Annotated in this window: 14 protein-coding genes and 1 pseudogene; 11 read left to right on the forward strand and 4 right to left on the reverse strand. The window is 71.5% G+C overall.

What is annotated here, in order from left to right:
• Window positions 1-218, reverse strand: a 218-nt coding sequence (locus ASG00_RS17700) for a flavoprotein (protein WP_442922622.1), incomplete at its 3' end; no start/stop codon positions are given.
• 53 nt (window positions 219-271) lie between these two features.
• Between ASG00_RS17700 and ASG00_RS07770 the strand changes: the two genes are divergently transcribed.
• Window positions 272-994, forward strand: coding sequence for an NRDE family protein (locus ASG00_RS07770; protein ID WP_056208208.1), 723 nt, complete (start codon window positions 272-274; stop codon window positions 992-994).
• 12 nt (window positions 995-1,006) lie between these two features.
• Window positions 1,007-1,393, forward strand: a complete 387-nt coding sequence (locus tag ASG00_RS07775; protein ID WP_056208211.1) for a DUF1304 domain-containing protein — start codon at window positions 1,007-1,009, stop codon at window positions 1,391-1,393.
• Window positions 1,394-1,448: 55 nt separating this feature from the next.
• Here ASG00_RS07775 and ASG00_RS07780 read toward each other — a convergent pair whose 3' ends face one another.
• On the reverse strand, window positions 1,449-1,772 hold the full coding sequence (locus ASG00_RS07780; RefSeq protein WP_045247391.1) for a DUF7882 family protein: 324 nt from the start codon (window positions 1,770-1,772) through the stop codon (window positions 1,449-1,451).
• A 171-nt stretch (window positions 1,773-1,943) separates the two neighbouring features.
• Here ASG00_RS07780 and ASG00_RS07785 point away from each other — a divergent pair, with 171 nt between their 5' ends.
• From ASG00_RS07785 to ASG00_RS07795, 3 genes are read left to right on the forward strand one after another with little or no spacing between them, the layout of a single operon-like run.
• Window positions 1,944-3,371, forward strand: a complete 1,428-nt coding sequence (locus ASG00_RS07785) for a ferredoxin reductase family protein (protein ID WP_056208213.1) — start codon at window positions 1,944-1,946, stop codon at window positions 3,369-3,371.
• Between the two features lie 50 nt (window positions 3,372-3,421).
• Window positions 3,422-3,970, forward strand: a complete 549-nt coding sequence (locus ASG00_RS07790; protein WP_056208216.1) for an FMN-binding protein — start codon at window positions 3,422-3,424, stop codon at window positions 3,968-3,970.
• The gene (locus ASG00_RS07795) at window positions 3,970-4,785 is read left to right on the forward strand and encodes an FAD:protein FMN transferase (protein WP_045247394.1); all 816 of its coding nucleotides are present in this window, start codon (window positions 3,970-3,972) and stop codon (window positions 4,783-4,785) included. The genes ASG00_RS07790 and ASG00_RS07795 overlap by 1 nt, the downstream gene beginning before the upstream one ends.
• 28 nt (window positions 4,786-4,813) lie before the next feature.
• Here the strand turns inward: ASG00_RS07795 and ASG00_RS07800 are convergent, their stop codons facing one another.
• Together ASG00_RS07800 and ASG00_RS07805 are read right to left on the reverse strand one after the other, a co-directional pair.
• On the reverse strand, window positions 4,814-5,824 hold the full coding sequence (locus ASG00_RS07800) for a sensor histidine kinase (RefSeq protein ID WP_056208220.1): 1,011 nt from the start codon (window positions 5,822-5,824) through the stop codon (window positions 4,814-4,816).
• Window positions 5,821-6,507, reverse strand: a complete 687-nt coding sequence (locus ASG00_RS07805) for a response regulator transcription factor (protein ID WP_045247396.1) — start codon at window positions 6,505-6,507, stop codon at window positions 5,821-5,823. Before ASG00_RS07805 ends, ASG00_RS07800 begins: the two co-directional genes overlap by 4 nt.
• 128 nt (window positions 6,508-6,635) lie before the next feature.
• Here ASG00_RS07805 and ASG00_RS07810 point away from each other — a divergent pair, with 128 nt between their 5' ends.
• The 6 genes and pseudogenes from ASG00_RS07810 (at window position 6,636) to treY (ending at window position 13,195) form a co-directional block, all read left to right on the forward strand.
• Window positions 6,636-6,959: a DUF7882 family protein gene (locus tag ASG00_RS07810; protein ID WP_056208223.1), complete on the forward strand. Its 324-nt coding sequence runs from the start codon at window positions 6,636-6,638 to the stop codon at window positions 6,957-6,959.
• Window positions 6,960-7,054: 95 nt separating this feature from the next.
• A complete protein-coding gene (locus ASG00_RS14905) occupies window positions 7,055-7,204 on the forward strand; it encodes a hypothetical protein (RefSeq protein WP_048809105.1) in 150 nt (49 codons plus the stop codon).
• Between the two features lie 65 nt (window positions 7,205-7,269).
• Window positions 7,270-7,876, forward strand: a pseudogene (locus tag ASG00_RS07815) (GTP pyrophosphokinase); the annotation flags it as partial.
• 18 nt (window positions 7,877-7,894) lie between these two features.
• Complete coding sequence (locus ASG00_RS07820) at window positions 7,895-8,389, forward strand: hypothetical protein (RefSeq protein ID WP_045247399.1); 495 nt, start codon at window positions 7,895-7,897, stop codon at window positions 8,387-8,389.
• A 152-nt stretch (window positions 8,390-8,541) separates the two neighbouring features.
• Window positions 8,542-10,755, forward strand: coding sequence for a glycogen debranching protein GlgX (glgX, locus tag ASG00_RS07825; protein WP_056208351.1), 2,214 nt, complete (start codon window positions 8,542-8,544; stop codon window positions 10,753-10,755).
• A gap of 4 nt (window positions 10,756-10,759) precedes the next feature.
• Window positions 10,760-13,195, forward strand: a complete 2,436-nt coding sequence (treY, locus tag ASG00_RS07830) for a malto-oligosyltrehalose synthase (RefSeq protein WP_056208230.1) — start codon at window positions 10,760-10,762, stop codon at window positions 13,193-13,195.
• The last annotated feature ends 34 nt before the right edge of the window (window positions 13,196-13,229 follow it).

The raw sequence follows: 13,229 nt of genomic DNA on the forward strand, positions 1-13,229 counted from the left end.
TGCCCGAGCGCCACATGGCGCACCGTCGCGACGTCGTCGTGCACCGACGTCGTCACGGGGTGACGGCTGAGCGCCTCCCAGGTCGGAGCGCCGACGAAGCGCAGCCCATCCGCGGTAGGAATGACGTGCACCTCGTGGCCGTTCTTCACCAGCGTGCGCACCAGCGTCGCCGACTTGTACGCGGCGATCCCGCCGGTGACCCCTACGACGACGAACACGCCCCGATTCTCGCACGACCCGCGGGCACGGCAGCCCGCTGCAGGAGGACCCCATGTGCACCGTGATCGTTCGAGTGCCCGACGACCCGCGGCATCCGACCCGCGTGCTCGCCGTGCGCGACGAGGATCCCAAGCGCGAGTGGAACCCGCTCGGCGACTGGTGGCCCGAGGCGCATCCGGGGGTGATCGGCGTGCGCGACGTCCGCGCGGGGGGCGCGTGGCTCGCTGCCGCGCCTGACCGCGGACTGCTGGCCGTGCTGCTCAACCGGGCGGAGGGGCACGATCTTCCCGAGAGCGCCGTGGTCTCCCGCGGAGCCCTGCCGCTCGCCGCCGTCGAGGGCGAGGCCGTGCCCGCCGCCCCCCGGACGCGCGGGTTCAACCTGCTCACCGTGGGGGCCGCGGCATCCGTCGTCACCCGGTGGGACGGCACCGCTGTGCACGAGACCGTGCTCGGGCCGGGCACCCACATGGTCGCCCACGACGACGTCGACGACCCCGCCACCGGACGCATCGCCGCCTGGCTTCCCGCGTTCGCTGCCGCACCCCTCTCGGCGACCGGCGACCGCGCCTGGTGGGAGGACTGGTTCGACGTGCTCGCGGCGTCGACGGGCGACGGGGCTTCGAGCGACGCGGCGATCGTGCGGGACAACCGCTACCTGGGCATCCCGACCCAGTCGCTGCTCGTGTGCGTCGCCGAGGTGACCACCGACGCCGTCGACGTGCGCTACGCCGAACTTCCCGCGCCCGGCGTGTGGGCGCATGTGCACCCGGCCTGAGAGGATGCGCTCATGATCATCGCCGCCCTCGTGTTCGCCGCGCTCGCCGCGCTCGTGCACGTCTACATCTTCGTGCTCGAATCGCTGCGCTGGACCGAGCCGGCCACGCGCCGCATCTTCGGCCTGCGCAGCGCCGAGGAGGCCGAGCTCACCAGGTCGCTCGCGTTCAACCAGGGCTTCTACAACCTGTTCCTCGCCCTCGCGACCGCGATCGGCATCGTGCTCGTCGCGACCGGGTCGCTCACGATCGGCGCGACCCTCGTGCTCGTGGGCACCGGGTCGATGCTCGCCGCGGCCCTCGTGCTCGTGCTCTCGAGCCCGAAGCTCGCCCGCTCTGCCGCGATCCAGGGCACGTTCCCGCTCATCGCCGTCGTGCTGACGGCGCTCGCGCTGATCTGAGCGCGCCGCCGCCGGCTACTTCCGACGTCGGCCGGTCGTCAGCCGTTCAGCGTGATCAGCGCGACGCCACGTCGCCGGCGTGCAGGTGCTCGTCGACGAGCATGATGCCGCCCGAGGAGTTCGCCGAACTCGCCAGCTCCTCGATCCACTCCCGGCTCAGGAGAGCGGGCTCGGGGTCGAGGAACGTGAACCGCAGCGGGATCGACGGGTGCAGCCAGATGGTGCTGCGACCGACCGGCTCGCCCTCGGGGTGCCGCCACGACAGCGTGAAGCTCTCGCCGCGACGCAGCTTCGTCGCGATGACCACCTTGAGGTGTGCGAGGGCGCGGTCCTCGATGTGGATCGGCGTCTCAGAACCGCCGTAGTAGATCGTGCCCATGCGCCCACCATAATCCCCGCGCGCCGATCCCGCGCCTCTCGGATGCCCCGCGCGGTGCGGGAGCGGCCCGCACGGCGTCGTCGATCTGCTCCGGCTCTGCGCTTCCTATGCGTTGCCCGAGGAACCCGCATTCTTGGCGAATTCTTGCGCCCGCGCGGTCACCATCGAGCCATGACCACCTACGCCACCGAACGGTCCGTCCGCAGGCAGGACGCCGCCACCGACGCGCTGCTCGGCTCGCGACGGTCGCCGCGACTCGTCTGGAACCTCGCCGCCACCGCCATCGTGTGGGGGACGAGCCTCGTCATCCTCGCGCTGTGGATCCACGGTGGCGGCATCCAGGCGGTCATCGGCCTCGATGCGGAGACGTACTCCACGCTCGGCCGACTCACCGGACTCATCTCGGCCAACCTGCTCCTCTATCAGGTGCTCCTGATGGCGCGCGTGCCGATCTTCGAGCGCGGCTGGGGCCGCGACGGCCTCGTGCGGGCGCACCGCCTGACCGGCTTCTGGTCGTTCTGGCTGATGCTGGCCCACATCGCACTGCTGTGCATCGGCTACGCCGTCAACGCGCACGTGAATCCCCTCGTGCAGCTGTGGGACTTCGTGTGGAACTACCCCGGAATGATGCTCGCGACAGCGGGCACCGGGCTGCTCATCCTCGTCGTGGTCACCTCCATCCGGAAGGCGCGCAAGAAGCTGCGCTACGAGTCCTGGCACCTCATCCACCTGTACGCCTACCTCGGCGTGGGGCTGGCCATCCCGCACATGCTCTGGACCGGGTCGGACTTCATCGGGCAGCCGCTGGTGAGTGCCTACTGGTGGACCCTGTGGGCGATCGCCGCCGCCGCGGTGCTGATCTTCCGCCTCCTCGTCCCGTTGAGCCGCTCGATGCGGCACGACCTGCGGGTCGTCGCCGTCGAGGCTGACGGCTCCAACGGCGTCACCGTGCGCATGCGCGGCCGCGACATCCACAAGCTCGGCGCGCAGGCGGGCCAGTTCTTCAACTGGCGCTTCCTGGACGGCCCCGGCTGGACCCGCTCCCACCCCTTCTCGCTCTCGACCGCACCGCGCGGCGACGAGCTCACCGTGACGGCCCGCATCGTCGGCGACGGCACCTCCCGCATGACGCGGCTGCGCAAGGGCACGAAGGTCATGTTCGAGGGGCCGTACGGGGCGATGACCGGCGACGCGCGGCGCCGCTCGAAGATGCTCATGCTCGGTGCCGGTGCCGGAGTCGCGCCGCTGGTCGCGCTCCTCGAGTCGGAGCGCTACGCGCCCGGCGAGGCCATCCTCGTCACCCGCGACCACGACCCCGCGCACGGGCTGCGCCGGCCGCAGATCGCGCGCCTCGTCGCGAAGCGCGGCCTGCGCCACTACACGCTGGACGGGCACCGCTCGCACGGCGACTCCACCTGGATCCCGGCGACCCACGCGTCGTGGGCGGGAGAGGACCTGCTGCGCTACATCGCCCCCGACATCGAGGAGTACGACATCTTCCTGTGCGGGCCGGGCCACTGGATGGACAGCATCCGCGACGACCTGCTCGACACGGGCATCCTCCCCTCTCAGATCCACAGCGAGAACTTCTCGATCTGAGCGGATGCCGCGGCATCCTCTCGTCCCTCACCATCTACGGAGCGCACACCATGAAGAAGATCGTCTGGGCGATCCTCGTGACCGTCAGCGGCGTCGTGCTGCTGTTCAGCTACCGCACGTCCCTCGGGGCGGGAACGACCGTCGCATCCTCGACGACCGGGTTCTCGGGGAGCATCGGCGGCTCGACGGGAAGCGGCACGAGCTCGAGCACCACGAGCGGATCAGCCGCTGCTGCGACGCCGTCGGCGAGCGCGACGGCGTCCGCGTCGACCGGTAGCAGCTCGTCGTCCTCCTCGAGCGGGACGTCGACCTCGACCGGCCTCAAGAACGGCACCTTCACCGGGTCGGCCGCCTCGACGCGCTTCGGCGACGTGCAGGTCGCCATCACGGTGTCGGGCGGGAAGATCACCAACGTCGCCGTGCCGCAGTACCCGAACAACAACGGCCGTGACGTCGAGATCGCGAACTACTCGCTCCCGCAGCTGATCAGCGAGACCCTGTCTGCGCAGAGCGCGAACATCGACATGGTCTCGGGCGCGACCTACACGAGCGAGGGCTACCTGCAGTCGCTGCAGAGCGCGATCGACCAGGCGAAGTGATGAGCGCCGAGCTGCACCGCACCGTGCGCGTGGCCGATGTCATGGGCATGGTGATCAGCGTGCACGTGCTCACGCACGCCCCCACGGTCGCGGGCGTCGACGATGCGACGGCCGACGCGTTCGCCGAGCTGCGCGACATCGACCGCGTGTTCTCGACCTATCGGTCCGACTCGGATGTCTCCCGCCTCCGCCGCGGCGAGCTGACCCTCGCGGCGGCCGACCCACGGGTGGCGGAGGTCGCCCGCGCGTGCGAGGAGGCGGAGGCAGTCACCCGCGGACTGTTCAGCGCCCGCTTCGGCGGAGCGTTCGACCCGACGGGGTATGTCAAGGGCTGGGCGGTGGAGAGCGTCGCCCGGGGGCATCTCGGAGCACTGTTAGAGAACGCCGATGTCGCCGCCTGGGCCATCAACGCCGGCGGTGACATGCAGGTCGCGACGGCCGCGGGTCTCGATCGAGACTGGCGGGTCGGCATCGCCGACCCGGCGCGGCCCGGACAGCTGGCCGCCGTCGTCGAACTGCGCGACGGTGCCGTCGCGACGTCGGGCACGGCCGAGCGGGGGGCGCACATCCTCGATCCGCGCACGGGTCGCGCGGCGCTCGGCGCGACCAGCTCGACGGTGGTCGCCGACAGTCTCGCCGTCGCCGACGTCTGGGCGACGGTCGGCGTGGTCGCCGGCATCGACGACCTCGGCTGGATCCGCGAGTGCCCGGGACGCAGCGGCATGGTGATCGGCGCCGGAGGGCGCACCCGGCGCTGGGTGTCGGGGGTGGAGGTCGCCGCCGCGGCAGGCGATCCGTTTCGCGTGAGCGCGTAAGCGTACGCCCGGCGGGTCGCCGGACGCGTCAGCGCGCGAGCGGCAGGTCGATGAGGAACGTGGTGCCGGCGGCATCCGTCTGCTCGACGACCACAGACCCGCCGTGGCGCACGGCGACGTCGCGCACGAGGGAGAGCCCGAGGCCGAAGCCACGCCGGCGACCGGTCTCGCCCAGTCGCGCGAAGCGCTCGAAGATGCGCTCGCGGTCTTCGGGCCGGATACCTGACCCCTCGTCGGTCACCCGGATGTGCACCCGATCCCGCACGATGCGTGAGGAGACCGTGACGGTCGATCGTCCCGGAGTGTGCTGGATGGCGTTGTCGACGAGGGCGACGCACATGCGCGTGAGGCTGGTCGCCGGGAGGGCGACGGATGCCGCCTCGGCCACGTCGATCGCGAGCGTGACCTCGCGATCGTCGGCGAGCGGCCGCAGCGAGTCGAGTGTCGCGGCGATGACCTCGCCCACCTCCGCCCGCGCCGACGGATCGCGCGCGTCGGCCTCCGCGGCGACGAGCAGGTCGGTGAGCACGTCGTCCATCGCGGCGGCATTGCGCCGCAGGTCCGAGAGGGTGGAGTCGATCTCCTCCCCGCGGCGGTGACGTCGCTCGACCAGCTGGATACGGCTCGTGAGCGCGGTGAGGGGGGTGCGCAGCTCGTGGCTCGCATCCGAGACGAAGTGGCGCTGCAGCCGCATCGCCTCGGCGAGCGGACGGGTGGCGCGCCGCGCCGCGTACCAGGCGATGAGCCCGAGCACGGCGACGCCCACGAGCGACAGCGCGATGACGATCGGCACAGTGCGGTCGACGTCGACCACGATGTGGTCGTACGCGCGGATTCCGTCGGGAAGCGAGGGTGAGCCGGTCACGCCGGGGTCGGGGCTGACCACGTCGCCGCGCGTTTCGGGCCGTCCGGTCGCCAGAAGGAGCCACACGAGGATGCCCGCACCGCCGAGCAGCACGAGGGCGGAGGCGATGCCGACGGTCAGCCCGATGCGCCGCGCGGCACGCCGCAGGCGCTCGGAGTCGGTGTGGGGGCTCACCCGGGATCTCCGATCCGGTATCCCCGCGCGCGCACGGTCTCGATGATCTCGGGTGTCGCCTTGCGACGGATGTAGTGCACGTAGGTGTCGACCGAGCTCTCCGAGTCGCCCGAGGCGAAGACCGCGTCGGAGATCTCGGCACGGGAGAAGACATGGTCGGGGCTCTCGGCGAGCAGGCGCAGCAGGGCGGTCTCGGTCGCCGTGAGCGCGACGCGGCGTCCTTCGGGTGAGAAGAGCGCGAGCGCTGCCGGCGCGAACTGCCACTCGCCGACGTCGCGGCGCACGCCGTCGGTGCGGAACCCGCGCCGCAGCGCTCGCAGTCGGGCGAGCAGCTCGTCGTAGTCGAACGGCTTTACGAGGTAGTCGTTGGCGCCGACGTCGAGTCCCTCGACGCGGTCGTGCACCGACCCGAGCGCCGTCAGCAGCAGGATGGGCGTCGCGATGTGGGCCGTGCGCACCGCCTGCACGAGGGCGATGCCGTCCATCCCCGGCAGACGGCGGTCGACGACCATCGCCTCGTACCGCCGCGACAGCGCACGCTGCAGGGCGCTCTCACCGTCGGCGACGTGGTCGACCCGGTAGACCTCCGAGAGCACCTCGACCGTGATCTCCGCGATCTCGGGGTCGTCCTCGACGTAGAGCAGCGCGGGTCGCTCGGCGCCGTCGGCCTGGGGGGTGCTCACGCACCCAGCACACCATGCGGGCGCTGAGATGTCACCAAGACGAGCGGATGCCGCATCTCGCCGCCCCGCGACGGCGTGGCGTGAACACGGTGACGGCGCGGAGGATCACCCGCGTTTAGGCTCCTCACATGGGGAGATTCATCTACGACACGATCGGCAACTCGGTGGAGATCGAGGACCGCACGCTCGCGCATCTGCGCATCGTCGTGATGAACAAGCTGCGTCGTGCCGAGCCGTTCATGTTCGACGTCGAGATGGGCGACGGCAGCGGTCGCCGCAGCTTCTGGGTGCACCCCTCCGTGCCGCTGCAGTTCCACTTCTTCGGCAGCCGCCAGCCGCGCATCAACCGCGCCTGGGTCGAGGATCTGATGGCCGCGGCATCCGGCCCGAACGGCCTGACGATCACGCCGGAGCCGGCGGAAGAGCCTCCCGCCGGACCCCCGGCGGACTGAGTCGTTCGGATCCGTCGCCGCCTTGTCAAGACCTGGGCGGATCCTCGCTCGCGCGGGACAGTGGAACCTGCTGTCCTCAGGAGGTGATGCGTGCGATGACACGAGGCGAACCCGAGCCGAGGGACGAGGGGATCGATGCGGCATCCGAGGTGCCCATCGACGCCCACCCGGCGTTCGATCAGGTGCCGGCGATCGATGTGATCGACGGCGAGCTGGTGCCGCGGAGTCCCCGGACGCGCCCCTGACGGTCATGCTTTTCCGCGGGCGCTCACAGCGTCCCCCGATGAGACGGTCGTAGCGTCGGCCGGGNCGAGCTGCAGCGTTTCCTGCTGGAGTACCGCTTCGGCATGCAGGAGATCGAGACCAAGATCCAGATCCTGCGGGACGAGTTCCTGCACATGCACGACTACAACCCGATCGAGCACGTCTCGAGTCGCGTCAAGAGCCCGGACAGTCTGGTCGAGAAGGTGCTGCGCAAGGGCATCGCCCCCGACTTCGACTCGATCCGGGCGAACATCACGGATGTCGCGGGCGTGCGCGTGACCTGCAGCTTCACCGCCGACGCCTATCGTCTCTTCGATCTGCTCACCTCGCAGCCCGACATCACGGTGCGCACCGTGAAGGACTACATCGCGGAGCCCAAGCCGAACGGCTACAAGTCGCTGCACGCGATCGTCGAGGTGCCGGTGTTCCTCTCGACAGGGCCGATGCCGATCCCCGTCGAGGTGCAGTTCCGCACGATCGCGATGGACTTCTGGGCGAGCCTCGAGCACAAGATCTACTACAAGTACGCGCGCCAGGTGCCGGCGGGGCTCGTGGAGAGTCTGAAGGATGCCGCCGACACCGCGTCCGAGCTCGACGGGCGCATGGAGCGGCTGCACCGCGAACTCCACGGACCCCACGCGGTCGACGTCTGATCCGACGAGAATGAGCGGGTGGACGACGTCGAAGCGCTGATCGCGGGTGCCCGCGCGCGTCTGACCGCCGCGGGAGCGCCGCGCGAGGCGCTGGGCCGGTGGCGCAGCCGGCGGTTCGTCGGCATCCCGCTGGCGCCGAACGTGGTTCCCGAGGGCGCCGCCTGGCACCTCGGGGTGCTGCTCATCGGCCCGGAGGACGTCTTCGCGACCGGGGAGATCGTGCGCGCGCGACCCGAGGTCCGCCGCGGGTTCGCCGCCGAGTCGCAGCGCCGACGGGCGGATGTCGCGGCCGCCGCCTCCCGCGGAGGCTTCGCCGACGGGCAGGTCGTGCACCTCGGCTGGGAGGGGCTCGACCTCGCAGCGGTCGGGCGGGGCGAGGCATCCGGCCCGCTGCGGCAGGGGACGGACGGACCCGAGGTGCGCTGGAGCGCCCGCGGTGGGTGGCGGCCGCTCGCCGCCTACCTCGACGAGCGCATCGCGCTGCTGCTCGACCCGCCGTCCGGCGCGACCTGAGCCCGCAGGACGCGCCCGTCAAGCCCCGCCGCGACGACGCGCGGATGGCCGATGCTCGGAAGGTGAGTGACCCGAACGCCGAGCCGACCGCCGACACGTCCGCGACATCCGCACCCGCTAATGTGGGGGCTCCCGAGCAGGGAGGGGCGCACGTGCAGGCTTGGCCGGGATCCGCGTACCCCCTGGGCGCGACCTTCGACGGCAACGGCACCAACTTCGCCCTGTTCAGCGAGGGCGCCGAGAGTGTCGAGCTGTGTCTGTTCGACGACGCCGGCACCGAGACCCGCGTCGAGCTCGTCGACGTCGACGCGTTCGTGTGGCACGCCTACCTGCCGAACATCGAGCCGGGTCAGCGCTACGGCTACCGCGTGCACGGCGAATACGATCCGGCCGCGGGGGCGCGCTACAACCCGAACAAGCTGCTCCTCGACCCCTACGCGAAGGCCGTCGACGGCCAAATCGACTGGGACCAGGCGCTGTTCGCCTACACGTTCGGCGACCCCGACTCCCGCAACGACGACGACTCCGCCGCGCACATGATGAAGGGCGTCGTCATCAACCCCTTCTTCGACTGGGGCGGCGATCGGCAGCCGAAGACGCCGTACTCCGAGACCTTCATCTACGAGGCCCACGTGAAGGGCCTCACGAAGCTGCATCCGCTCGTGCCGGAGGAGATCCGCGGCACGTACAGCGCGATCGCCCACCCCGCGGTCATCGAGCACCTGAAGAAGATCGGCGTCACCGCGATCGAGCTCATGCCCGTGCACCAGTTCGTCAACGACGACACCCTGCAGCAGAAGGGCCTGTCGAACTACTGGGGCTACAACACCATTGCCTTCCTCGCCCCGCAGAACACCTACGCCTCAACCGGCCAGCGCGGCCAGCAGGTGCAGGAGTTCAAGGGGATGGTGCGGGCGCTGCACGCCGCGGGCATCGAGGTGATCCTCGACGTGGTCTACAACCACACGGCCGAGGGCAACCACCTCGGGCCGACCCTGTCGATGCGGGGCATCGACAACGAGGCGTACTACCGGCTCGAGCAGGACGACAAGCGCTACTACACCGACTACACCGGCACGGGCAACAGTCTCAACGTCGGCAACCCCCACGCGCTGCAGCTCATCATGGACTCGCTGCGCTACTGGGTGCTCGAGATGCACGTCGACGGGTTCCGGTTCGATCTGGCGGCGACCCTCGCCCGCGAGTTCTACGACGTCGACCGCCTGGCCGCCTTCTTCGAGCTCGTGCAGCAGGACCCGGTGGTCTCGCAGGTCAAGCTCATCGCCGAACCGTGGGACGTCGGCCCCGGCGGCTACCAGGTCGGCAACTTCCCCCCGCAGTGGACCGAGTGGAACGGCAAGTACCGCGACACCGTGCGCGACTTCTGGCGGGGCGAGGCGGCGACCCTCGGCGAGTTCGCCTCGCGGCTCACCGGGTCGGCCGACCTGTACGAGCACAGCGGGCGGCGGCCCGTGGCATCCATCAACTTCGTGACCGCCCACGACGGGTTCACCCTGCGCGACCTGGTGTCGTACAACGAGAAGCACAACGACGCGAACGGCGAGGACGGCAACGACGGGGAGTCGTTCAACCGGTCGAGCAACTGCGGCGTCGAGGGGCCGACCGACGACCCGGTGGTGCTCGCCCGGCGCGCGCAGCAGCAGCGCAACTTCATCGCCACCCTGCTGCTCAGCCAGGGCGTGCCGATGCTGCTGCACGGCGACGAGCTCGGCCGCACCCAGCAGGGCAACAACAACACGTACGCGCAGGACAACGAGCTCAGCTGGATCGACTGGGAGCACGTCGATCAGCCCCTCGTCGAGTTCACCGCGGCCCTCGCGCGCCTGCGACACGACCACCCGACCTTCCGTCGCAGCCGCTTCTTCGACGGCCGCCCGGTGCGCCGCGAGGAGGGGAGCCCGGTGCCCGACATCGTGTGGCTGCGCCCCGACGGCACCCCGATGCAGCCCGAGGACTGGGACGCCGGCTTCGGCCGCGCGGTCGGGGTGTTCCTCAACGGCGGCGGCATCCGCGAGCGCGATCGGCGCGGGAGCGAGATCGTCGACGCGCACTTCCTCGTCTACTTCAACGCGGGCGACGAGGCGGTCGACTTCACCGTTCCCGAGGTGGAGTACTCGCCGAGCTGGGACGTGCTGGTCGACACCGCCGGCCATCTCGCGAACACCGGCGTCGTCGATCCTGGCGACGTGGTCGGCGTCGGCGCGGCGTCGCTGCTGGTGCTGATCGAGCACCGTGCCGCCCCGCCCGAGGTCGACCACTCGGTGGCCGCGTCGCTCGCGCAGGCGGTCACCGCGGCGATCGACGAGGTGCCGGGCGCCGCCCCCAAGAGCGAACTGCCGAGGTGAGCGCGTGAACCCGTCGTCGACCTATCGTCTGCAGATCCGACCCGGGTTCGACCTCGACGCCGCCGCCGCGATCGTGCCGTACCTGCGCGATCTCGGCGTCGGCTGGGTCTACCTGTCGCCGCTGTTGACGGCGACGACCGGTTCCGACCACGGCTACGACGTCGTCGACCCGGCGCGCATCGACCCGGCGCGTGGCGGCGCGGAGGGGTTCGCGCGCTTCGTCGCGGCGGCACGGGAGGCGGGCCTCGGCGTGCTCGTCGACATCGTGCCCAACCACATGGGCGTCGCGGTGCCGCGCGAGAACCCGTGGTGGTGGGACGTGCTGCGGCTCGGCGAGGCGTCCGCCCACGCCCGCGCGTTCGACATCGACTGGGCGTTCGGCGGCGGCCGCGTGCGCCTCCCCGTGCTCGGCGGCGAGTTCGACGACGTCATCGGCGATCTCGTGATCGACCGGGATCCCGCGGCATCCGCACCCGACGGAGTCTTGCGGTACGTCGACCACGTCTTCCCTCTCGCGCCCGGCTCGCTCGACGGCATCGGGAGCGCGCCCACGACCGTCGACGTGCGCACCGTGCTCGGCCGGCAGCACTATGAGCTGCGGTTCTGGCGCGACGAGGCGACCGACCTCAACTACCGGCGCTTCTTCGCCGTCACCTCCCTCGCGGGGGTGCGCGTCGAGGATCCCGCGGTGTTCGCTGCCGCCCACGTCGAGATCGTGCGGTGGGCGACGGAGGGGCTCGTCGACGGCCTGCGCGTCGACCATCCCGACGGCCTCGTCGACCCGGCCGGCTACCTCGAGCGGCTGCGGTCCGCCGTCGGCGGGCTGCCGGTGTGGGTCGAGAAGATCCTCGAGCACGCCGCGACCGACCACCCCGAGCGCCTCGCACCGTGGTGGGCGAGCGCGGGCACGACGGGCTACGACGCGATGGCCGAGCTCGACCGGCTCTTCATCGACCCGAACGGCGTCGCGGCGCTCGACGGGCTCGACGCGGCCCTGCGCGCGGAGACCGGCCTGCCGCCCGCGCCCGCCTGGGACGACCTGATCGTCGAGACGAAGCGCACGATAGCTGCGACGATCCTGCAGTCCGAGGTGCGGCGGCTCGTGCGCACGCTCCCGGCCGAGGTGCGCGAGGCGGTGGGGGCGGATGCCGCGGCCCCCGCGCTCGCCGAGATCCTGGCCGCCTTCCCGATGTACCGCTCCTACCTGCCCGCGGGCGCCGCCCACCTGGTGCGGGCGGGGGAGGAGGCATCCGCCCGCCGGCCCGACCTCGCGGACGCGATCGCCTCCCTGCTGCCGGTGCTCGGGGATGCGACGCTCGAGGTCGCGCACCGGTTCGAGCAGACCACCGGGCCCGTCATGGCGAAGGGTGTGGAGGACACCGCGTTCTACCGGTTCACCCGGCTCGGCACGCTCACCGAGGTCGGCGGCGACCCGTCGGTCGCCTCGCTCGACGTCGAGGGGTTCCACGCGGCGTTCGCCGAGCGTCACGCGCGCTGGCCCCACGCGCTGACGGCCCTGTCGACCCACGACACCAAGCGCAGCGAAGACGTGCGCGCCCGCCTCAGCGTGCTGAGCGAGCAGCCCGAGCGTTGGGCGACCGCGCTGGGCACGCTGCGCGCGGCCGGGACGACCGGGCACGGTCCCACCGACGAGCTGCTGTGGCAGGCGATCGTCGGCAGCTGGCCCGCGTCGGCCGAGCGCCTGCACGCCTACGCCGAGAAGGCCGTGCGCGAAGCGGGGGAGCGAACGACCTGGCTCGCCCCCGACGCCGCGTTCGAGGCCGCGGTGCACGCGCTCGTCGACGCCGCGTTCGGCGCGGCGCGGCCCCTCGTCGAGGACCTCGTGGGCCACATCGCCCCGGCCGGCTGGTCGAACGCGCTGGGCCAGAAACTGCTGCAGCTGGCCGGCCCCGGCGTGCCCGACGTCTACCAGGGGTCCGAGGTGCAGGAGCTCTCGCTCGTCGATCCCGACAACCGGCGACCCGTGGACTTCACGGCCCACGCGGCGCTGCTGCACGACATCGACGCGGCGGTCGCGGCCACCGAGCTCGATGCGCGCCTGGGTGCAGAGGGCGGACCGGGGATGGGGGAGCCGCTGCTGCCGCCGGTCGACGCGACCGGGCGGGCGAAGCTCCTCGTGACGTCGCGGGCGCTGCGGCTCCGCCGCGACCGCCCGGAGCTGTTCACCCGCTATCTGCCGCTGGAGGTCGTCGGCGAGGCCGCCGCGCACCTCGTCGCGTTCGACCGCGGCGGCGTCATCGCCGCCGCGACCCGACTGCCCGTGGGGCTCGGACGCCGCGGCGGGTGGGGCGACACCGCCCTGCTGCTGCCGCCCGGAGACTGGGTCGACACCCTCACGGGGCGCGTCGAGTCGGGCGCCGTGCCGATCGCCCAGCTCTGCGCGACCTACCCCGTCGCACTGCTCGTGAGGGCCGGCTGAGCCGGCGGATGCGGAGGACGACGTGATCGAGGTG

It is taken from the genome of Microbacterium sp. Leaf351, from assembly GCF_001423825.1.
Lineage (GTDB): Bacteria > Actinomycetota > Actinomycetes > Actinomycetales > Microbacteriaceae > Microbacterium > Microbacterium ginsengisoli.